Raw genomic sequence first — 20,592 nt, forward strand, 5'->3', positions numbered from 1 at the left:
CCAAAAAAACGGCCCCACCGCAAGGGCAGGGCCGTTTTTTTGTATTAGCTGTTCGCTGATAAGTTCGGGCTATTTCTTGCCCTTGTAGGCGTTGTAGCGCGCAGGGTCTTTTTTCTTGTCCTTATTACGCCCAATCAGGCCCCCGCCTACCACGCCGGCTGCGGCACCAATCACGGCCCCTTTGCCACCGCCCAGCACGGCCCCAGTCACGGCACCAGCGCCGCCGCCAATGGCCGCGCCTTTGGCCTTATTGCTCCAGCCTTTTTTGGGCGTCTGGGCCTGAGCAGCGCCGCCAGCCAGCATGAGGAACGAGAGCAACAGCAGGAAATATATCTTGAAAGTTTTCATGATGAACAAGGATAAAAGTGGAGGTTGGAAAATGCCAACGGGGCTTAAACGCGGCCTAATTCGCCGAGGTTGTGTTCGGACCAGCAATTCTGGAAGCGGCACCCAGCGGCGGCGTTGAGCACAAAAAAAGCCACCCATCGGGGTGGCCTTTTCTGGTAATCTGAGTAATTCGTAGCGCTTAAGCGAGCAGTGAAAATTACGCAGTGAGTGGCTTTACAAGGTGCCGTTTTCAGCAGCCTTTTTCATCTTCTCGTTGGCGTAGATGGCAATTTCTACGCGGCGGTTGGCCTGCTTACCTTCGGGCGTGGTGTTATCGCCCACGGGCTGCGTCGAACCGTAGCCTTGGGTAGTGATGCGGCTCGAAGCCACGCCTTTGGCAATGGTGGAGTTGGCCACGGCCTGGGCCCGACGCTCGGAAAGCGGCTGGTTGATGGCGTCGCTACCCGAGTTGTCGGTGTGGCCTTCAATCAGCACGTTGGTATCGGGGTATTTCTGCAAAATGGCGGCCATCTTGGTGATGTCCGTTTCCGAAGCCGGACGCAGCGTAGCCGAGTTGGTATCGAAGAGGATGCCCGAGTCGAAGGTGATTTTGATGCCTTCGCCCACGCGCTCTACCTTGGCGTTCTGCATGTCTTTCTGCAGGTCAGCGGCCTGTTTGTCCATTTTCCGACCAATAATGGCGCCGGTGGTGCCACCTGCCGCGGCGCCCACAATGGCGCCAATGGCCGTGCCCTTGCCGCCGCCCAGCAGCCCGCCTACCACGCCCCCAATCACGGCTCCACCACCGGCGCCCAACAGGCCGCCTTTGGTGGTTTTGCTCATGCCGGTTTTACGGGCGCCGGTGCCGTTATTGGTCGAGAGGTCGGGCTGGGTAGTGCTGGCTTGCTGCGAAGTGGCGCACGAGCTGAACAGCAGCACGAAAGCCATCAATACGGAAAGAAAAGATTTGGAAGTGTTCATGTGAAAATGAAAAGTGGGTGAAGATATTCCGGAGCTTATACGGGAAAAACCCACTCCGGTACCGGAAATGGGTTTTTCAAGAAGTGTGCCGAAATAAAAAAACCTGCTTTTCAGCGTTCTAATGCGCTTTTGCGGAGGAACGGCGCGGCTCCTTACCCGCCGGGGCAGCCACCGAATCGGGCCGGAGCATGCCCAGCAGGTCGGCCAGCCGCTGCTTCAGCTCGCGGCGGTCCACTATGAAATCGAGGAAGCCATGCTCGAGCACAAACTCCGCGCTTTGGAAGCCCTTGGGTAGGTCTTTGCCAATGGTTTCCTTGATGACGCGGGGGCCGGCAAAGCCGATGAGCGCGCCCGGCTCGGCAATGTTAAAGTCGCCCAGCATGGCAAACGACGCCGTGACGCCGCCCGTGGTAGGGTCCGTGAGCAGGCTCACGTAGGGCACGCCGGCGGCAGACAGCAGCGCCAGCTTGGCCGAGGTTTTGGCCATTTGCATCAGCGAGTAGCCGGCCTCCATCATGCGGGCGCCCCCGGAGCGCGAAATCATGAGGAAGGGGATGTGGTTCTGGCGGGCGAAGTCGATGGCGCGGGCAATTTTTTCGCCCACCACCGAGCCCATCGAGCCGCCGATGAACTTGAAGTCCATGGCCGCCACCACCAGCGGCTGGCCGGCACTCAGGCCGTGGGCGGTACGCACGGCATCTTTCAGACCGGTATTGCGCTCGGTGGCCACAATGCGCTGCGGATAGGCCTTGGTGTCGACAAAATGCAGCGGGTCGCCGGAGGTCAGGTCGGCATCGAGTTCGGTAAACTCGTTATTATCGAACAGAAACTCGAAGTAGTCGGCCGCGTCGATGCGGTCGTGGTGGCCGCAATTGCCGCACACGTACAGCAGGCGCTTGTGCTCGGCCATGGTGGCCACGGTTTTACACTCCGGACACTTGTACCAGAGGCCGTCGGGGGTCTCTTTTTTCTGCTCAGTAGGGGTAACGATGCCCTTCTCTACGCGCTTAAACCAGGCCATTTTATGTTCGCTTTCGGCTGTTAGCGGGAAGGCTAGCAGCTTTTATTTTTTTAGGGAGTGCCGCAAGCTTCGGGCTTGCCGTGACTGATAAACAGGGCGTCAAAGATAAGTCATGGGCTCTGCCTTACACTACTGCCGGCAAGCAGCTCATGCCCCATTGAGGTTTACGCCAGCGTGATGGTTGGGTTAAGGTACACATCATTGGACGGGATGCAATAATTCGACGCCCTCCGTGGGCAGCTGCCGGGCGGATGGGGCTGGTCTTTGCTCACCCTGGCCGCGTGGGCACACAAAGCCTCGTTTTAGGGGTTTGGGGTTAGCAAAAAAGTCATCATGCAAGAACGGAGCAGGTGGCGCGGGCAAGGCAGGCGCCTATAGAAAGGAGGTGAACAAATATAGCCCGAAAACGAAACGCCCGGCAGCAACTGGCTGGCCCGGATGCGCCCCCAATGCCCTTCCGGCGCTACCTTGCCACGCCAACGCGGCCGGACAGTCCGGTTGCCGAAGGCCCGGCTTACTGCCTCGTCCATTCTGTGAAACGCTTCTCCCCTGCCCTGCTGGCCCTGTCGCTCCTCGCCGCCCCCGTCCTCCACAGCTGCGTGACGGCCAAGCGCTACGACGACCTGAGCGCCCGCCAGCGCGCCGACGCCGAAGGCAAAGCCGCCGCTGAGCGCCAGTTGCGCAACGCCACCACTGAGCTGCAAAAGGCCTCCGACGAACTCGCCCAGCTGCGCCTCAGCCAAAAGCGCCTCGTGGTGGACTCGACCGAAACCGGCAACGCCTACCGCAAAACCCGGATGCTGTATAACGAGCTGAACAACAGCTACGACAAGCTGCTCAAAAATAGCGACCGGGAGCTGGCCAATAAGTCGTCCGACTACAACAAAGTGGCCAGAGACCTGGCCCGCCGCGAAGCCGAGCTGGGCGAGCTGGAAACCACCCTGCAAAAAAGCAAGGCTGCCAACGACCGCCTCGCCGCCGACCTGCAAACCCGCGAGGCCCGCCTCACCGAGCTCACCAAAGCCCTGGCCGATAAGGACCAAGCCGTGGCCGACCTAAAGGCCCGCGTGAGCAAGGCCCTGCTCAGCTTCAACAGCAGCGACCTGCAGGTGAAGCTGAAAGACGGCAAGGTGTACGTGTCGCTTTCGGAGCAGCTGCTGTTCAAATCGGGTTCTACCAAAGTGGACCCTAAGGGCCAGGAGGCGCTGAAAAAGCTGGCCGCCGTGCTGCAGGAGCAGAAGGACGTGAACGTGGTGGTGGAAGGCCACACCGACAACGTGCCCATTCTGCGCGGCACCGCCGGCATGACCGATAACTGGGACCTGAGCGCCCTGCGCGCCACCGAAATTGCGCGCCTGCTCACCACGGCCGGGGTTTCGCCGGAGCGCGTTACGGCGTCGGGCCGGGGCCAGTACGTGCCGGTAGCGGCCAATGACACGCCTCAGAACAAGGCCATGAACCGCCGCACCGAAATCATTCTCACGCCCAAGCTCAACGAGCTGTTTCAGATTCTGGACAGCAACTCCAGCACGCCGGCCGCGCCGGTGGCCCCGGCCGCGCCGGGCAAATAAATTATTGCGCTCCGACAGGTCGGATTATCTTGATTATTACTATCTTCACCAGCCCGGCAGCCGTTGCCGGGCTGGTGTTTGGTTTCTACCCTTTTCCAAGCTGAGTCATGCGTTTGTCTTTCCTCTTTCGCAGCGTAGTGGGTTTCCTTTTTTGCTGGACTAGTGCGCTCATTGCTCACGCCACACACGAGTTGGGCAGCGAATTAACGTATCAGTACGTGGGCACGGTGGCCAACCCCAACCTCTACCACATCACGGCACGCTTGTTTCGAGACCCCAACACAGTAATTCAGACTAATAATGTGATAGTGACGTGCGGACGGAACGAGTGCGGCAATACACTGCCCGGCAGCTTTACGGTCCTGCTGACCCTTACCAGTAGTGTACTGAAAACCAACGGCTGTTCGGGGAGCGTGGGGATTTCTTACCGCCTCATGACGCTGGAAGGCGATGTTCAACTGCCACCGGCGCGCTGGACGCTAAGCATCCAGGCCACAAACCGGCGTTCCGACATCATCAACGTACCGCAGTCATCGCAGCAGAATTTTTACGTGTCTTCCGAATTGGATAACACCACCGGATTGGTCGATTCTTCGCCGCGCTTCCTTACAACCCAGCTCATTCTGCTTAGCAGCACGCAGCCGCAACTGCACCAAAGCCTTAGTGCCTTTGACAGTGACGGGGATTCGCTGGTGTATCAACTGGTACCGTCTTTGGGCACAGCTTCCACGATTTCAGCCTGTGCCACGGGCACCATCGGTACCGTTGCGCCGCATTTTCAATTAAACGCGGCCACGGGAGAGCTGCTCACGCTGGCAGGTCCTACCCAGCAGGGCTTCTATGACCTAGCAGCACGAGTGGACGAATACCGACGGCTGAATGGTAGCTGGCAACGGATTGGCAGTGTCACTCGCGACATTATGTATCTGGTGGCTCTGAGTAATAATCAGCTTCCTGCCTTCAACCGCGTTGCCTTGACCAGCAACCCCACCGGCCAGCTCCTCGGCCAAACCATTCGCGTAAACCCTGGCCAAACGCTTTCGCTCACCCTCACCGCCGCCGACCCCGATGCCGGGCAAGTACTTACCTTGACTAGTGACGTAGCAGGCCTGGTACCCGGTGCGACGTTCCAGGACCAGGGCAATGGCCAGGGCCTGCTTACCTGGCAGGTGCCGGCCGCGCAGCCGCTGGGCCGCTACACCCTCACCGCCATGGCCGCCGACAATGCCTGCCCGACAGCCGGCGCCACCGCCGTTACGCTGCCGATTCTGGTGACCCAGCAGGTGCTCGCTACGCAACCCGCTCATCAGAATCTCGCCCAGCTACCGTACCCCACGCCCTTTTCGGAAGAGGTCCGGTTTCAGCTCCAGGGTGCTGGCCGCCAGCCGGTGGCCATTGTTGACGGGCTAGGTCGTACAGTAGCCCACCTCGCCACTGATGCCAGCGGCAATGTGGTGTGGCGACCAGAAGCTGGCATTGCAGCCGGCCTGTATTTCGCTCGCAACCTCGATGGAAGCCAAGTAGCGCGCCTGTCATATAGCGGCCGGTAGGTTGCTATTTGGTTCTGGATGGTATTTGTGCAGCAAGCGCACGGTCATGCAGCGCGCAGCGAAACATCTCGCGTGCGGTGGTAATTCAATCGTGTTGGTTAGTGGAGGCACGCGAGATGCTTCGCTGCGCTCTGCATGACCGTGTTTGACCAGATACAGGCTTATTTCTGCCACCACTGCGAGTTGAACGACCCGGCAGCTACGTCGACGCGCTGGCCGGGCGCGGGCAGCAGCAGCGGCACGTCCGGGCCGGCTTCGGCAATGAGTTGCTGCACAGGGGCACGCCAGGCGTGAAACGCGAGGTTGAAGGTGCCCCAATGCAAGGGCAGCAGCGGCCCGCCGCCCAGCAGCCGATGCGCCTGGAGCGCCACAGTCGGGCCCATGTGAATATCGGCCCATTCGGCATCAGCAGCCCCGATTTCCAGCATGGTCAAATCGAAGGGACCATAGGCGGCCCCAATCTGCCGGAAGCCTTCCTCGAACGGGCCGGAGTCGCCGCCGAAAAATACTTTGTGGTGCGGCCCCAGCAGGCACCATGAAGCCCAGAGGGTCTTGTTGCGGGTGAGGCCCCGGCCCGAGAAATGCCGGGCCGGGGTGGCTACCAGCCTAAAATCGTCGGCCAGCTTGGTCGATTCCCACCAATTCAGTTCCGTGATTTTGGCGGCCGGCACGCCCCAGCGGTGCAGGTGCGCGCCCACGCCCAACGGGCAATAAAACGGCACTCCGGTGCGGCCTAGCTGCCGGATAGCGGCTTCGTCGAGGTGGTCGTAGTGGTCGTGCGACAGCAGCACGGCGTCGAGTTGGGGCAGGCTGGCCAACGGCAGCGGAGGCGCAAAAAACCGTTTCGGCCCCACCAGTTGGGACGGCGACACCCGCTCGCTCCACACGGGGTCGGTGAGGATGCGGCGGCCGTCTATTTCGAGCAGCGTGCTGGAATGGCCCAGCCAGGTGGCCCGCAGCGCGGTGGGCGGCACTGGCAATGCCAGCGCAGCCGCATCGGCCGGAAAAGGACCGAGCGGCGCTTTGGGCTCCCGTTCCTCCTTGCCCAGCAGGTAGCGTTTCAGCAGCGCGCCGTAGCCAGAAGGCGGATTGACGCTGGTAGGAAGGGCATTATGGTAAATTTTACCGTCGTATCGGGCCTGAAGTTGCATGCGGGAATGAGGAGGCTAAGCGCGGCCAGCCAGCGGCCGCGCTCGGGTAAGACGCATAGCTTGTCCACATGTTTTGCGGGCTACCGCAGCCGGTAGGCCAGTCCCAGCCGCAAAATGCGCGAATACACCATTGGGCTTGCGCCTACCACGCCGCTCTGGTAGTTTCTGAAGCCATACGAATAGCTGGCATTTACGCCAAACCGATGGAACCATACCGTGGCATCGCCCCGCAGGCGTGGGTCCACAATCTGGCGTTCCCAACGGTCGTTGTCGATATTCCAGGCCTGGCTGCCATCGTAGGTGCCGCTGCCTTTTTCGCGAAAGTCAAACGCATAGGCCACTTCCGGGCCGGCCAGCAAGTCGATGTCGACGACAGCTGTTTTCAAGCGATAACCTAGTCCCAGGAATGCAGCCAGGTGATTGGATGCCAACGAAATAGTGCCGGTGGCTGGGCGCGCAGTATTCGAGACACCGTCGTAATAATTGAGTGCGCTAATGCCGGTGTGGGTGCGCAACCAGTCGTAGCCAAGGTCGAAAGCAAACATGCCGCCCCAGGCGCTGACCTGCTGCAGCCGCCCGGCCAGGCTGATGCCGGTGCCCAGTTGGCTGCCGTAGGGGCTGTTGGTGTAGCCGGCGGTGTAGCCGTTGTAGCTGGTATAGTTTAGTTGGGAGGTGGCCACGGCGTCCTTGCCGGCAAATTGCATCAGCCCCACGCCTACCCGCCCGATGATTTCAGTGTCTTGGGCGGCACCCGGAACGGCCAGCGCCAGCAGGGGTAGAAAAGGGAATAGAAAGTATTTTCTCATGGATGGGAAGGAACGAGCGGGCCCTGCGGACGAAAGATAGCCGCGGCCGCACATTGGCCCCTTGACCGACTGCCACCGCCTCGGGTTACATCCTGGCCGGCCCTTATGGCAGCAGGCCCCGTACCACCGGCAGGGCCAGCGCGGCCCAACGCTGCGTTTGGGGGCCGGAATAGTGCAGGCCGTCGCGGGCGAACTGTGCGGCGTCGCCGGCCGCCGCACGGGTCAGGGGCGTGATGTCGATGTAGGCAATGCCCGCCTGGTGGCACTCGTCCTGGGCCACGGCGTTGAAGTGGTCGATTTCGGCGCCGACTATGGATGGTTCAACACCCGACCGCCGGGCAAAAGGCGCCTGGCCCCAATCGGGAATGGAGAGCACAAACACCCGGCCCGGCCGCCCGCCGGCGAAGCGCACGGCCGTATGAAGCAAGTCCCGAAACTGCTGCCGATAAAGCACCCCTGACTGCCCCCGGAACTGATTGTTTACCCCAATCAGCAGCGATACCAGGCCGTAGGTGCGCTGGTTGTTGGCCGCGCTGATGGCTGCTTGCAGCTCGGCCGTTGTCCAGCCGGTGCGGGCTATGATATCGGGCGCTTGCAAGGCAATGCCTTGGCGGCGCGCCAACGCGGCCAGCTGCACAGGCCAGCGCTCAGCAGGGCCCACGCCTTCGCCAATGGTGTACGAATCGCCCAGGGCCAGGTAGCTTATCTCAGCGCCACTGACTGTGCGCGGCTCAGCCGCCAGCGTGGCCGGTTGCTGAACCGCGCACCCCTGAAATACCCACAGAAAGCACGGAAATAAGAGGAGCGGTAGGCGCAGCAGCATGGGGTATCGGAAAAGCCAGCGGGATGTACGCCGCTGGTCCGCTCCCAGATTGGCTTGCGGCCCGCGTTGAGTAGGCACGCCTCTCGCCCTAAAAATCCATCTTCACCCCCAGCGCCAACGTCAGCAGCTGGCCAAAGCGCAAGCCGCCGTTGCGGTTGTTGAAGTAGCTGGCCAGGTACAGGTCGTTGGTGCCCAGCTCATAGTAGGCCGAAAGCTTGCGCGGCTGCCCCGTGGCGGCCACCGGCGCCCCCAGCAACGTAACGCGGCTGCCCAGCATTGGTCCGTAGCGCGTATCGGTCGAAAACCAGTAGTAGTCGCTCGCATACTGGCCCTTCAGCTCGTCGTTGAGAGTGCCGTGGGTGTAGCTGAAATACGCCCCCACCGTGAGCGGCACCACTTGCAGCCTCTCCCCCACCGGCAGCCGGAAAGGCGAGTACATAAATTTCAACGACGCCAGGCTGAGCGTGGAGCCCGCGTAGTACCTGGGCACATAGCCCAGCAAAACGTCGGTTTCGAGGCGGCCTTTTGCGTATTCGTAGCCAGCCCCGGCGGCCACCATGCCCAGGCCACCGCCGGTTTGCAGGGCCAGATGCGCGGGGCGGTACCATGGCCGGGCCGGGCGCGGCGCAGCAGCCGGGCCGGCCGCAGCGGTATCGGGTGGCGTGGCGGCAAAAGTGCCTCCCAAGGGCAGTAACAGGGCCAATAGCAACGTTTTTTTCATCAGAATGCTACCCGTTTAATGCGAAACTGCCGGTCGCCCCACACGGTGACCACCATGTAGTGCCGCTCCGAAAAAGCGTCGGAATTGACGTAGGTAACCCCGTCTTCGTAGGGCTGGCCGATGCTGTAGGAATGGTTGTGGCCATTCATTTCGAACACCAGGCCGGGGGCCTCGCGCAGTGCCGCCACGTAGGGCACCCGCAAGGCCGGGTCGAAGTCGTTGTTGGTGGGCGGCACGTGGCAGATAACCACCTGCCGGCGGGCGCCGTCGAGGGTGCTGAGCTGTGGCCGCAGCCACGCCATGTTGGGAGCCGTGCCGTCGAAGTTGTACTCGCGGCCGTTGGTGTCCACCATGGTGAACTTGGTGTCGCCGTACACAAACGAATAGTTGAAGGCGCCGAAAATATGCTCGTACGTGGGGCGGCCGTTGCCCACCAGGTCGTGGTTGCCGATGACCGTGACGTAGGGCACCGCCAGGCGGCGCAGCTTTTCATCTACCCACTGCATTTCGCGGGCCAGGCCGAAGTCAGAAATATCGCCGGCCACCACCAGAAACGAGATGCCTGGCTGCTGATTCACGCTGGCCACCAGCGCCTCGGCTTCGTCGTAGAATTTCTGGGAATCGCCGGTAAAGACAAACCGGAGCGTGTCGCCGGCTGGCAGCGGCCGGGCCGCCAGCTTGCTGAGGTTTTTCGCGGTCAGGTTGGTAAACGCTTCCGGAACGCGGTGGTCGTTGGGACTGAATTCAATCAGTTCGCAGCCCGTCAGCCCCAGGAGTGCCACCGCGGACACCACCCCTCGCCAACGATGCCAAGCAGGAATAAAACGCATCATAACAACACCAGCAGCTGGCCGGCCCTAAAGCATAAACAGGCCTTAAACCCCGTTTGCAAACGCTGGGTTGGGTATTAATCCGCTTTTAATGCCAGGCACCTGAGGCTAGCCCATCACGGCAACCAGTGCCAGCGCCGCTTCCGCCAGCCGTTCCTCGCCGCTGAGCTGCACCTGCGGCCGGGCCTCGGCCGGGCTCATGCCTTTGGTAAACAGGCGCCACGCCACATCGGGACTGAGCACGATTTCGGCAGCCGGCGCGGCCTCGGCCGGCGCAAGCTGCCAAGCGCTGGCCGTTTTCAGCAGCTGCCACACCCCGCCCGCAGCCGTGCCAATGCGGACCTGCACCCGCGTGCCTTCCGGCGCGGGCACGGCGCGGTAGGCATGGGGCAGGCCGCGCATTATCGTGGCCAGGAAAGGCTGAAGCAGCGCCGGCATCATCAGCGCCTCGGTCTGCCCCACGGCTGCACGAATTTGCTGCTGGTGGTGCCATTTTTCGGTATAGTCGCGGGCAATGTGAAACCAGTTCAGCGACTCCGTTTCGCCGGCCCAACCCACGGCCCAGGCCGCCGGGGCCCAGGGGTCGAGGGTAGCCAGATAAGCGCAGTATTCCGGCCCCGACTGCGCCAATAGCTCGACCAGCACGACCGGGCTAAGGCGCCGCAGGGCCCGCACCCAGTCGGCGTTCAGGCCGTTGAGGTAATCCACGAGGCCGGCATAGCTAAAGTCCTCCGGTGCTTCGCCAGCATATCCGTCGCGCAGCATCGAGAGCGTCCGCAGGTTGCCGTCGAGCAGGTGCGCGGCCACGTCCTTCACCGTCCACTGCCGGGCCAGGGTGGGGCGCTGCCAGTCTTCGGGCGTGAGACCTCGCAGCAGTTCCAGCAGCAGGCGGTCCAGCTCCGGAAAGAGCGGCAGGGTTTCGATGGGAGGAGTTTGCACACGCATTCCGAATAACCAGTATTCCTATTTTTCCCAGGCAGTGGCACTAGCTCCCAATGCTGCTGGGCCGCGCTGCCGACCGGAGCCGAAGCAGCGGCGCGGCCGGGGCTCATTCCACCACCAGCTTGCGGCTCACGCGGCCGGCGGCCGTGCGCAGACGCAGCGTGTACACGCCGGCGGCCACCTCCGCCAGCGGCAGGGCGTGGGCGGCAGGGCTGGCAGGCAGCGCGTAAGCGCGCACCACCCGGCCCAGCGCATCCACCAGCTCGGCCGTCGCGGCTTGGCCACGCAGCGCGGCGGGCAGCTCTACGGATACCGACCGGGCGGCCGGGTTGGGGTACACCGCCACCTGGGTGGCCAGCCCGGCCGGGGTGGTGCCCGTCCGGACCACGTTATTGTAAATGCCGAAGTTGGCCATCACCTTCGAGCCGTCGCCTACCGTCGTGAAGCCTCCCCCGGCATAAAGCCGGTTGGTACCCGGCGCGGCCAGCGCAAACACGCTACCATTCAGGCCCGTGCCCAGCGCGCTCCAGACCGTGCCGTTCCAACGGGCCACGCGGCTGACGGTCGCCCCCCCGGCCATGCTGAAGCTCCCCCCGGCGTACAGCTGCCCGCTACCGTCCACGGCCAGCGCTGACACGAAATTATCCAAGCCCGTGCCCAATGCGTTCCAATTCGTGCCGTTCCAGCACGCCACGAACCTGGCTGCCACGCCCCCGGCCGTAGTGAACTGCCCCCCGGCATATACGTTACCAATACCGTCCACGGCCAGCGCATTGACGGTGCCATCCACGCCCGCGCCCAGCGCGCTCGTGCCCAGTGCGCTCCAGGCCGTACCATTCCAGCGCGCCACGTAGTTGGCCACTGCTCCACCGGCCGTCCGAAAGTAGCCCCCGGCGTACACGTTGCTGCTGCCGTCCACGGCCAGCGCATACGCAGAAGCGTTTAGGCCCGTACTCAGCGCACTCCAGCTTGTGCCGTTCCAGCGGGCCACGTAGTTAGCCGCCCTGCCCCCGGCCGTGGTGAAGTCGCCCCCAACGTACACTTGCCCGCTACCATCCACGGCCAGCGCCCACACGGTACCATTCAGGCCCGCGCCCAGCGCGTTCCAGCTTGTACCGTTCCAGCACGCCACGTAGTTGGCCGCCACGCCCCCGGCCGTGGTGAAGCTGCCTCCGGCGTAGACGTTGCCGCTGCCGTCCACGGCCAGCGCCTGAACGTTACTGTTCATTCCTGTGCCCAGTGCGCTCCAGGCCGTGCCGTTCCAGCGCGCCACAAAGTTGGCCGCCACACCCCCGGCCGTGATAAACTGGCCACCGACGTACACGTTGCCGCTACCGTCCACGGCCAGCGCTAGCACGCCACTATCCACACCCATGCCCAGCGTACTCCAGGCCGTGCCATTCCAGCGTGCCACGTAGTTGGCCGCCACACCCCCGGCCGTGGTGAAATAGCCACCGGCGTACACGTTGCCGCAGCTAACCACGGCCATCGCATACACGATGCCATTCATCCCCGTACTCAGCGCACTCCAGCTTGTGCCGTTCCAGCGGGCCACGCGTTTGGCTGCCATGCCCCCAGCTGTGTTGAAGAATCCCCCGGCGTAGACGTTGCCGCTCCCGTCAACCGCCAGCGTCATCACGCCACTGTCCATCCCCGTGCCCAGCGTACTCCAGTTCGTGCCGTTCCAGCGGGCCATGCGGTTGGCAGCTGTGCCTCCGGCCGTGGTGAAATCGCCCCCGGCGTAGACGTTGCCGCTGCCATCCACGAGCAGCGTATTTACGAGATTATTCATCCCCGTGCCCAGCGTACTCCAGTTCGTGCCGTTCCAGCGGGCCATGCGGTTGGCAGCTGTGCCTCCGGCCGTAGTGAAGTCGCCCCCGGCGTAGACGTTGCCGCTGCCATCCACGGCCAACGCGCCCACGACATTATTCATCCCCGTATCCAGCGCGCTCCAGTTCGTGCCGTTCCAGCGGGCCATGCGGTTGGCAGCTGTGCCTCCGGCCGTGGTGAAGAAGCCTCCGGCATACATCTGCCCGTTGCCGTCCACTGCCAACGCCAGCACGGTGTTATTCATACCCGTGCCCAGGGCGCTCCAGGCCGTGCCGTTCCAGCGGGCCATGCGGTTCGCCGCCACGCCCCCAGCCGTGGTGAAGTCGCCCCCGGCGCATAGCTGCCCGTTGCCGTCCATGGCCAGCGCATTCACGGTGCCATTCATGCCCGCGCTCAACGCACTCCAGTTTGTGCCGTTCCAGCGGGCCAAGTTGTTGGCCGGTACGCCCCCGGCCGTGGTGAAAAGGCCGCCGATGTACAAATCGCCATTGGCGGCTCGAGCCATAGCATATACAGTACCATTCGTGCCCGGTAGGTCGAAGCCCTCCTGCCAGTGCTCATCGCCCGCGCCCAGTGTGCCGGCGGGGCGGAAGGTGGGCCGGCCGGTGGCCGCGTCGGTGCCCAGCGTGTAGCCGTGGGGGTCGAAGGAGCCGCGCAGGCCCGCTTGCAGGGTACCGTCGGGGTTCAGGGCTTCGGCCAGGGGCCGGCCCATCGGCAGAGCGGCGGCGGGCGGGGTGGCCAGCGGGCTGGTGGTGGGCGGCGTGGCGGCCCAGGTCGGGCCGGCTAGCAGCAAGGCCAGCGTCAGGGTGTGTAGCAGGCCGCGAAGGCTTCGCCAGGTACTTGCAGGGGTAGTTGTGCGCATAGACAGGAAAAAATTGGTAAGGAAAACCCTGTCAAATATAGGCCTGCCTTCCCACCCGTAACGTACCTGGGGCATTGGTCTAATCCAAGGTGTTGCGACGACGCGAAGCCGTCGCAACACTAGTCGTTGAGAGCCGCTGGCTTTTCGTGGGGTGGCAGGCAAGAGGTTGGTTTATATGCTGAACGAAGCAGAGGTAAAGCCAACCAGGTACGCCCTCGCCCCTACTCCCACTGACGCCAAAATGGCTCTAACTTTTAACTGCTCTACCCTACCCAATGGCCTGGGCCAAATCTGCAATCAAATCCTCGGCGTCTTCAATGCCCACGCTCAGGCGAATGAGCGAGTCGCTGAGGCCCGACTTGCGGCGCTGCTCGGCCGGGATGCTGGCGTGCGTCATGGTGGCGGGGTGGCCCGAGAGGCTTTCCACGCCGCCCAGGCTTTCGGCTAGGGTGAAGTACTGGAACTTCTCCAGCACGGCAATGGCGTCTTCCTGCCGGTCGCCTTTGAGCACAAAGGAAATCATACCGCCGAAATCGCGCATCTGGCGGGCAGCCACGGCGTGGTTGGGGTGGTTTTCGAAGCCGGGCCAGTACACTTTTTCCACTTTGGGGTGCTGGCGCAGGTACTCGGCCACGGCGCGGCCGTTTTCGCAGTGCCGCTGCATGCGGATATGCAGCGTTTTCAGCCCGCGCAGCACCAGAAAGCAGTCCTGCGGGCCGGGCGTGCCGCCGCAGGCGTTCTGGTAGAAGCTCAGGCGCTGGTGCAGTTCGTCGTCGTTCACCACCAGCGCGCCCATCACGGTATCGGAGTGGCCGGCCATGTACTTGGTGAGCGAGTACATCACGATGTCGGCCCCCAAATCCATGGGCGTTTGCAGGTAGGGCGTGCTGAAGGTGTTGTCCACGGCCAGCAGGGCACCCGCTTCCTTGGCAACTTGGGCGGCGGCCGCGATGTCGATGATGTTCAGCAGCGGGTTGGTGGGCGTTTCGACCCAGATGAGCTTGGTTTTCTCGCTCACCACGGCGCGCACGGCGGTCATGTCGTGCATGGGCACGAAGTGGAATTTGATGCCGAAGGGCTCGTACACTTTCGTGAAGAGGCGGTAGCTGCCGCCGTAGAGGTCGTTGGTCGAAATCACCTCGTCGCCGGGCTTGAGCAGCTTCATCACGCAGTCGATGGCTGCCATGCCGGAAGCGAAGGCGATGCCGTGCTTGCCGTTGTCGAGCGCGGCCACGGCGGCTTGCAGCTGCGAGCGGGTGGGGTTGTGCGTGCGCGAGTACTCAAAGCCCTGGTTCTGACCGGGCGAGGTCTGCACGTAGGTCGAGGTTTGGTAAATGGGCGTCATGATGGCCCCGGTGGCGGGGTCCGGGTGCACGCCGGCGTGAATGGCTTTGGTGGCGAATTTCATGGGGCAAAGGTAGTTTTTTCGGCATAGTGAGCGGGCCCTTACGTATTAGCCGACAGCGGCCGGCCCCGTGGCAGTTAGCCGGCATCCCGGCGCTGTTCACCACCTTTGCCTTCATGAGATTCCTGCGCGAGCTTTTCCAGAAAAACTTCTCCACGCTGCTGTCGATGGTACTGCTGGTGGCCGTGCCGCTGCTGGGCAGCTCCTCGCTCACGTTTGTGCTCTACCGCAACCAGCAATTCCTCGAAAACCTCACCACCGCCCAAAGCCTGCTCTACTTCATTATTGTAGGCATCGCCATGGCCTTTTCGCTCGTCAACACCACCGCCGTGGTGCTGATAACAGGCTTCTACCTGGGCTGGAGCGGGTTTCCGGGCATGGTAGTGGCCTATGCGCTGGCCGCGCTGCTGGGCTACCAGATAGCCACCACTCTCGACCACGGCAAGATGCTGGCTTTCCTCAGCCACTTCCCCAAGGCCGATGCCGTAATGAAGGAGCTGAAAACCGACAGCTGGCAGCTGATTTTTCTCACCCGTGTGTCGCCCGTCACGCCCTTCGCGCTTATGACGTTTGTGCTGGCCATCATGCGGGTGCGGCGCGGGCCCTTCCTGCTGGCCTCCATTGCGGGGATGTTGCCGCGCAGCCTGTTCTTCTACTGGCTCGGCACCAAGGCCAAAGACGTTTTCACGCTTTTGAAAGACCCCGGCACCGGCACCACCGGCAAGCTGCTACTGCTAGCGCTGGTGGTGGCCTCATTTTTCGGCATCTACTACCTTTTTAACCAGGCTTTGAAGCGGGCCCTCAACAAAGGCACCACAAACGCCTCAAAGCAAGCTTGATTGTGAGCACCTTGCGCAAAAAGCAAAAAAATGTTCTCAGAAATTACAGCACCGGCTTGTAAAGCCAGATTTCTCTTTCTTACCTTTGCACTCCCAACACGGGAAATGGTTGTGTAGCTCAATTGGATAGAGCATCTGACTACGAATCAGAAGGTTTAAGGTTCGACTCCTTACACGACCACAGAAAAGGCCCTCAGTATAATACTGAGGGCCTTTTTTATTTATTCCGTGTCATTTCATGTACTTGGCCACCGTGCTGGGAGGTATTTTTAGGGCGCGGGCAATGTAGCCGTTGGAATTGCCCTCCCCTTCAGGGGCCGCGCTTGCTCTACCGCCACCGGGGCCAGCACCCTGCCCGTGGAGCTGACGGCCTTCACGGCTACGCCCGCTGGCCCCGCCACTTCTCCGGTCATTAATGCATGCCCTAAGTGTAACTCGCCGCCAGGCTGCCAGGCAGCGGCAAAGCCCGTGTGGCAAGCTCAACTGTTAGAGAAACCCGGAGCTAGGCCCTTGAACATGCGCAAATCCCTGCCAAAATGCAGTACAAATGCTCGTTTGTGCAAAATTGGCAGAAATGCGCACATGCTTTGTTGTGGGAATTAGGAGCTTTATGTAAGCAGGAGCTAGCGGCTGTCGGCACATGCCTGACTCCCCTGGAGGCAGGGCCAACGATGGAATCTGGGCGAGATAGTACCCTGCGTAAAAGCCCGGGCGAAACGGCTTCGTTGGACCTCACCCATCCGTGAGTTTACCCACCTGCTGCCGCTAGCTTTCATTTTTTGACACTCTCGTTATTATAAATGATGAAGACCTTTTCTTCCTTGACGCCTTGCTTCTGCGAAGGCTCCAGCCAGTCTTTCTGCTCTGTCCGGGTTGCTACTGGGTACGCCGCTGCTGGCCCAGGTCCAGACCAACAACGTAGGCATCGGCACCACAGCACCCGACGTATCGGCAGTCCTCGAAATGGTGAGCGGCAGCGCAGGAAAAGCAGCAGGTGAAGGCGTTGGGAATCCGGTTTGGGCCAAAACCGCTTGCAAGCGACGCTGGTGCAGAAATCATGGCGCGCTGCATCGCAGAGCACGTAAGCCAGCCGCCGTTCTCCATTGAGCCTAACCGGTGAAAGAGGCGCGAAACAACAAGATTGAGACATACTTTTGACGCCTCTTAGGCCCGCGCACCGCGCTTGTTATGAAGCCGTTATGCACTTTGTTTTAGAGCTGTTCCAGCAGTTGGCTGGTCCGGGCCGCCGAAAAAATTTGATTCGCTGGCTATTTGGCGCGTTGCTACTACCTGGGCTTGCATTCGCCAGCTCCCGCCCGGCGGCCCCCGCCCACGACCTGCGCGGTATGCCGCCCGTGCGCGTGGCCCAAGCACACGGGGATGCCCGCCACGACTCCGTACAGCGCGCGCCGGCCAGCCGGCGCGCCGATACCCTGCGCCCGCGGCCCCGCTCCCTGGCCCTGCCACCACTCCGGCCCGCCGACCTGGCCCGCCTGCAAGCAACCCGCACCCGTTGGCCTGCCGACTCGCTGGCCCGGCTGCTGGCGTACGTTCGCTTGGCGAATGATTTTTTAGCTCTGCACCGCCCCGATTCCGCGTTCCATTACCTGGGGAGAGCCTGGCGGCTGGCCGGTGTCCGGCAAAGCAAGCAACAGCCGACGGAGGTAATAAAGTTGGCCCACACCATCGGCATACAGCACTATTGGCGAGGCAACTACGACAGCGCGCTTTACTACTACCAGCAGGCGGCCCGGCAGTTTCGCGTGGCGGGCTTCGACAGCAGTTCGGTGCCGTCCCCGGCCACGGCCCAGCCCGCCGCCATAAGCTGGCTGAGAGAAGCCCCGCTGGCCGGTATTCTGGCCAATACCGGCTCGGCCTACCGCGCCTTAGGCCGCTTGCCGCAGGCCCTGCGCTGCTACGAGCGGGCCCGGAACCTTTACCAGCAGCAGCGCATCTTGGCCGGTATTAGCTGGATGCAGTCCCTGATAGGCGAAACTTACGCGGCCCAGGGCAACTATTCCCAGGCCGAAGTCGCCTACGAGCACGCGTTGGCCACTGCCCGCCGCTACGAACAGCAACTCCCCGCCGGGGTCGGGGCGGGGGTGATACTGGCCGACGTGTTGCTGAACTATTACCTGCCCCTCGTGCTGGAGGGGCACAGCCGCCGGCCCGCCGCCGACGCCACCGCCCTGGTTGCCGAAGCCACGGCCCTGCTGGAGGCGGGGACCTCGCCCGCTGCCCGACGCGCCGACCCCAATGTTGCCCTGCTAATCACGGGCCTCAGCTTGGTGCCGGCGCAACTGGCGCTGCAGGCCGGAGCGCCCGCGAAGGCGGCCCCCTGGCTGGCCCGCGCCCGTGCCTGGCTGCCGCACGGGGTTTCGGCCCACACGACGACGGCCCTTTGGCAGGGCCAAGACTTTGCCTACACGGAGACGCGGGCTTTAACGCTGGGGCTAACCGCTTGGCAGCAGCAGGCGGCGCATCCCGAACGGGCCCGCCGCCTGCTGGCCGAGGCCGTGGCCCTGCTCACCCATGAAACCCACACCACTTCCCAGCGCAAGTCCTGCCAGAAGCTGGCGGGCTTTGCCCTGGCCATGGGGGAGCCGGTCGTCGCGCTGACCTTGTTGCGGCCCCTGCGGCGGAGTTATCAGCAGCTACGCAGCTCCCTCTCCCTAAGCCAAACCACGAAACTGCTGGCACAGGCTTATGCCCGGGTTGGCCGCTACGACAGCGCTTACCTGTACGCCTGCCGCACCCAGGGCATCACCGACACGCTGCGGCAGGCCCAGCAGTTTGCGGCCCTGGCCGCGACCGAGGGCCGGTTTCGCGCCCGCGAGCAGGCCACCCAAATTGCCCACCTCACCGAGCGCGAACGCCAGCAGGCCCGCCTAGTGCGCCTGGCTGGAGCTGGCGCCGGGCTGCTGGCCTTGCTGGCGCTGGCCATTTCGCTGGCCTTCTATATTACCCGCCGCCTGAACGGGCGGCTAGCCGTCCAAACCGCCCAGCTGCACGCCCAGGCCGAGCGCCTGGGCGAGTTGGACGCGGCGAAAAACCAGTTTTTCGCCAACGCCAGCCACGAGTTGCGCACCCCGCTCACGCTGGTGCTGGCCCCGCTCGAAGGTCTGTTGAGCAACCCCGCGCACAAGCTGCCGGCCGCCGTGCGCGCGCCCGTGGCCCTGGCCCACCGCCAAGCCCGGCGCCTGCACGAGCTGGTAAACCGCATTCTGGACCTAACGCGCCTGCAAGCCGGCCGCCTGACGGTGCAGCCCGAGCCCACGGCCGTGGCGCCCTTTCTGCGGCGGGTAGTGGCGTCGTTTGCCCCGCTGGCCGCCGCCCGCGGCCTGGCCCTGCACGGCGCCGAGCCGCTGCCCGAGAAGCTGAACCTGTTTTTCGACGCCGACAAGGTGGACCAGATTCTGACCAACCTGTTGGGCAACGCCCTGAACCACACCCCCGCCAGCGGCACCGTGCGCCTGACGGCCGCCTTGCCCGCCGCCGACGGCTACTACACCCTGACCGTGTGCGATACCGGCCCCGGCATCGCGCCGGCCGAGCAGGAGCGCGTGTTCGAGCGCTTTTACCAAAGCCCGCAAAAGCAGGCACAAGGCGGCACCGGCCTGGGCCTGGCCCTGAGCCGCGAGCTGGCCGAGCTGCTGGGCGGCACGCTCACGCTGAACAGCACGCCCGGGCAGGGCGCCGCTTTCACCCTGCGTTTTCCGGCGGAGGTGGCGACGCACGAGCAGCTGCAAGCCCAACGTGATGCCGTACAAGCGGCGCGATTTGAAGCCGGGGAAGCCGAAGTAGCAGAGCCAGCCACCGCAGTTAATGCCGTCGCTCCTTTCCCTGTTTACTTCTCCCGTCCGCGAGTGCTGGTGGTGGAAGACCAGCCCGACCTGCGCGAGTACCTAAGCGAGCTACTGGCCCCCACCTACGAGGTGCTCACCGCCGCCGACGGCCAGGAGGCGCTGGAGCTGCTCAGCCGCGAAGCACCCGTCGACCTCATCGCCACCGACGCCATGATGCCGCGCCTGAGCGGCACGGAGCTGGTGGCTCGCCTCAAGGCCGACCCCGCGCGGGCCGGCGTGCCCGTGCTCATGCTCACGGCCCGGGCCGATAACGCCCACCGCCGGACCGCCCTCACCGTGGGCGTGGACGACTACCTGACCAAGCCATTTGCCCCGGCCGAGCTGCTGGCCCGGGTGCGCACGCTGCTGGCCCGCCACGAGGTGCGCCGCCAATTTGCGGCCCAGCCGGTGGAAGTGGTAGAAGAGCCGGCCGCGGCTGTCGTGGCCGCGCCAGCCGCAGCGGAGACAAGCGGGGCCGAAGTCCCAGCCCCGCCGCCAGCCGGGGCGGGCAAGCAACTGGAGCAATGGCAGGCGCGCGTGGCCGCGCACTTGGCCGATGAGCGGTTTGGCCCGCCCGAGTTGGCCCGCCTGCTGGCCGTGAGCGAGCGCACGCTCTACCGCCGGCTCGGCGAGTTGGCCGGCCTTACGCCCGCGGCCTGGCTGCGCGAAATGCGCCTGCACCGGGCCCGGCTGCTGCTCGAAGCGGGTGGCTTCGGCACAGTGGCGGCGGTGGCCGAGGCGGTGGGCTTTGGCTCGGCCAGGAACTTTAGCGACCTCTACGTCGAGCGGTTTGGCCGCCGGCCCAGCGACTACCGTCCACCCCGTCCTGAGCGCGCCGCGTAGGCCGGCTCAGTGCGCCGTACGCCGTCACCACCGCGCCGGGCGGCGCGCCCGGGAGCGTTGTGGCGCCGCCGGGGGCTGGGTTGGGGCAGCGCGTGAGTGGGGAGAAATAAAAGCACGCGCGGGAAATCCCGACAGTGGCAGAAGCAACGAAGCAGGCACGCTGGGCATGTGCAATTTTCTGCCAAAATGCAGCGCAACCTTCAGTTTGTGCAAGATTGGCAGGGATGTGCACACGCGTTGGGCGG

Annotated in this window: 15 protein-coding genes and 1 tRNA gene; 5 read left to right on the forward strand and 11 right to left on the reverse strand. The window is 63.5% G+C overall.

Annotation, left to right across the window (positions count from 1 at the left end; genetic code table 11):
• Positions 1-69: 69 nt before the first annotated feature.
• The 3 genes from JKL48_RS08910 to accD all read right to left on the reverse strand — a co-directional run bounded on the left by JKL48_RS08910 (position 70) and on the right by accD (position 2,329).
• Entirely contained in the window at positions 70-348 is a 279-nt protein-coding gene (locus JKL48_RS08910) for a YMGG-like glycine zipper-containing protein (protein ID WP_201981531.1), read from the reverse strand.
• Positions 349-561: 213 nt separating this feature from the next.
• Positions 562-1,308: an OmpA family protein gene (locus JKL48_RS08915; protein WP_236668690.1), complete on the reverse strand. Its 747-nt coding sequence runs from the start codon at positions 1,306-1,308 to the stop codon at positions 562-564.
• 118 nt (positions 1,309-1,426) lie between these two features.
• Positions 1,427-2,329, reverse strand: a complete 903-nt coding sequence (gene accD / locus JKL48_RS08920; protein ID WP_201981534.1) for an acetyl-CoA carboxylase, carboxyltransferase subunit beta — start codon at positions 2,327-2,329, stop codon at positions 1,427-1,429.
• Positions 2,330-2,862: 533 nt separating this feature from the next.
• Between accD and JKL48_RS08925 the strand changes: the two genes are divergently transcribed.
• A complete protein-coding gene (locus JKL48_RS08925) occupies positions 2,863-3,900 on the forward strand; it encodes an OmpA/MotB family protein (protein ID WP_317191915.1) in 1,038 nt (345 codons plus the stop codon).
• A gap of 107 nt (positions 3,901-4,007) precedes the next feature.
• Positions 4,008-5,450, forward strand: coding sequence for a hypothetical protein (locus JKL48_RS08930; RefSeq protein ID WP_201981540.1), 1,443 nt, complete (start codon positions 4,008-4,010; stop codon positions 5,448-5,450).
• 161 nt (positions 5,451-5,611) lie between these two features.
• On the opposite strand, the gene JKL48_RS08935 is transcribed toward JKL48_RS08930, so the two are convergent.
• The 8 genes from JKL48_RS08935 to JKL48_RS08970 form a co-directional block, all read right to left on the reverse strand.
• A complete protein-coding gene (locus tag JKL48_RS08935) occupies positions 5,612-6,601 on the reverse strand; it encodes an MBL fold metallo-hydrolase (RefSeq protein WP_201981544.1) in 990 nt (329 codons plus the stop codon).
• 80 nt (positions 6,602-6,681) lie between these two features.
• Positions 6,682-7,407: a hypothetical protein gene (locus tag JKL48_RS08940; protein WP_201981547.1), complete on the reverse strand. Its 726-nt coding sequence runs from the start codon at positions 7,405-7,407 to the stop codon at positions 6,682-6,684.
• A 103-nt stretch (positions 7,408-7,510) separates the two neighbouring features.
• Positions 7,511-8,230, reverse strand: coding sequence for a GDSL-type esterase/lipase family protein (locus JKL48_RS08945; protein ID WP_201981552.1), 720 nt, complete (start codon positions 8,228-8,230; stop codon positions 7,511-7,513).
• A gap of 88 nt (positions 8,231-8,318) precedes the next feature.
• On the reverse strand, positions 8,319-8,951 hold the full coding sequence (locus JKL48_RS08950; RefSeq protein ID WP_201981554.1) for a hypothetical protein: 633 nt from the start codon (positions 8,949-8,951) through the stop codon (positions 8,319-8,321).
• A complete protein-coding gene (locus JKL48_RS08955; protein WP_236668691.1) occupies positions 8,951-9,784 on the reverse strand; it encodes a metallophosphoesterase family protein in 834 nt (277 codons plus the stop codon). The genes JKL48_RS08950 and JKL48_RS08955 overlap by 1 nt, the downstream gene beginning before the upstream one ends.
• A gap of 105 nt (positions 9,785-9,889) precedes the next feature.
• Positions 9,890-10,720, reverse strand: coding sequence for a maleylpyruvate isomerase N-terminal domain-containing protein (locus JKL48_RS08960; protein WP_317191916.1), 831 nt, complete (start codon positions 10,718-10,720; stop codon positions 9,890-9,892).
• Positions 10,721-10,829: 109 nt separating this feature from the next.
• Positions 10,830-13,415, reverse strand: a complete 2,586-nt coding sequence (locus JKL48_RS08965; protein ID WP_201981559.1) for a T9SS type A sorting domain-containing protein — start codon at positions 13,413-13,415, stop codon at positions 10,830-10,832.
• 268 nt (positions 13,416-13,683) lie between these two features.
• Positions 13,684-14,823 carry a cystathionine gamma-synthase gene (locus tag JKL48_RS08970; protein ID WP_201981561.1) on the reverse strand — a complete coding sequence of 380 codons (1,140 nt, stop codon included), beginning with the start codon at positions 14,821-14,823 and terminating at the stop codon, positions 13,684-13,686.
• A gap of 113 nt (positions 14,824-14,936) precedes the next feature.
• Between JKL48_RS08970 and JKL48_RS08975 the strand changes: the two genes are divergently transcribed.
• From JKL48_RS08975 to JKL48_RS08985, 3 genes are all read left to right on the forward strand, one after another.
• Positions 14,937-15,659: a TVP38/TMEM64 family protein gene (locus JKL48_RS08975; RefSeq protein ID WP_201981563.1), complete on the forward strand. Its 723-nt coding sequence runs from the start codon at positions 14,937-14,939 to the stop codon at positions 15,657-15,659.
• A gap of 107 nt (positions 15,660-15,766) precedes the next feature.
• Positions 15,767-15,840: transfer RNA gene (locus tag JKL48_RS08980), tRNA-Arg, on the forward strand.
• 1,018 nt (positions 15,841-16,858) lie between these two features.
• Complete coding sequence (locus JKL48_RS08985) at positions 16,859-20,347, forward strand: ATP-binding protein (protein ID WP_201981565.1); 3,489 nt, start codon at positions 16,859-16,861, stop codon at positions 20,345-20,347.
• Positions 20,348-20,592: the final 245 nt, after the last annotated feature.

Source organism: Hymenobacter rubidus (assembly GCF_016734815.1).
GTDB lineage: Bacteria > Bacteroidota > Bacteroidia > Cytophagales > Hymenobacteraceae > Hymenobacter > Hymenobacter rubidus.

Bases quoted from the DNA above. Each gene is read 5' to 3' on its own strand.
- JKL48_RS08910 (WP_201981531.1), bottom strand. From the start codon at position 348: ATGAAAACTTTCAAGATATATTTCCTGCTGTTGCTCTCGTTCCTCATG.
- JKL48_RS08915 (WP_236668690.1), bottom strand. From the start codon at position 1,308: ATGAACACTTCCAAATCTTTTCTTTCCGTATTGATGGCTTTCGTGCTG.
- accD (WP_201981534.1), bottom strand. From the start codon at position 2,329: ATGGCCTGGTTTAAGCGCGTAGAGAAGGGCATCGTTACCCCTACTGAG.
- JKL48_RS08930 (WP_201981540.1), top strand. From the start codon at position 4,008: ATGCGTTTGTCTTTCCTCTTTCGCAGCGTAGTGGGTTTCCTTTTTTGC.
- JKL48_RS08935 (WP_201981544.1), bottom strand. From the start codon at position 6,601: ATGCAACTTCAGGCCCGATACGACGGTAAAATTTACCATAATGCCCTT.
- JKL48_RS08940 (WP_201981547.1), bottom strand. From the start codon at position 7,407: ATGAGAAAATACTTTCTATTCCCTTTTCTACCCCTGCTGGCGCTGGCC.
- JKL48_RS08945 (WP_201981552.1), bottom strand. From the start codon at position 8,230: ATGCTGCTGCGCCTACCGCTCCTCTTATTTCCGTGCTTTCTGTGGGTA.
- JKL48_RS08950 (WP_201981554.1), bottom strand. From the start codon at position 8,951: ATGAAAAAAACGTTGCTATTGGCCCTGTTACTGCCCTTGGGAGGCACT.
- JKL48_RS08955 (WP_236668691.1), bottom strand. From the start codon at position 9,784: ATGATGCGTTTTATTCCTGCTTGGCATCGTTGGCGAGGGGTGGTGTCC.
- JKL48_RS08965 (WP_201981559.1), bottom strand. From the start codon at position 13,415: ATGCGCACAACTACCCCTGCAAGTACCTGGCGAAGCCTTCGCGGCCTG.
- JKL48_RS08970 (WP_201981561.1), bottom strand. From the start codon at position 14,823: ATGAAATTCGCCACCAAAGCCATTCACGCCGGCGTGCACCCGGACCCC.
- JKL48_RS08975 (WP_201981563.1), top strand. From the start codon at position 14,937: ATGAGATTCCTGCGCGAGCTTTTCCAGAAAAACTTCTCCACGCTGCTG.
- JKL48_RS08985 (WP_201981565.1), top strand. From the start codon at position 16,859: ATGCACTTTGTTTTAGAGCTGTTCCAGCAGTTGGCTGGTCCGGGCCGC.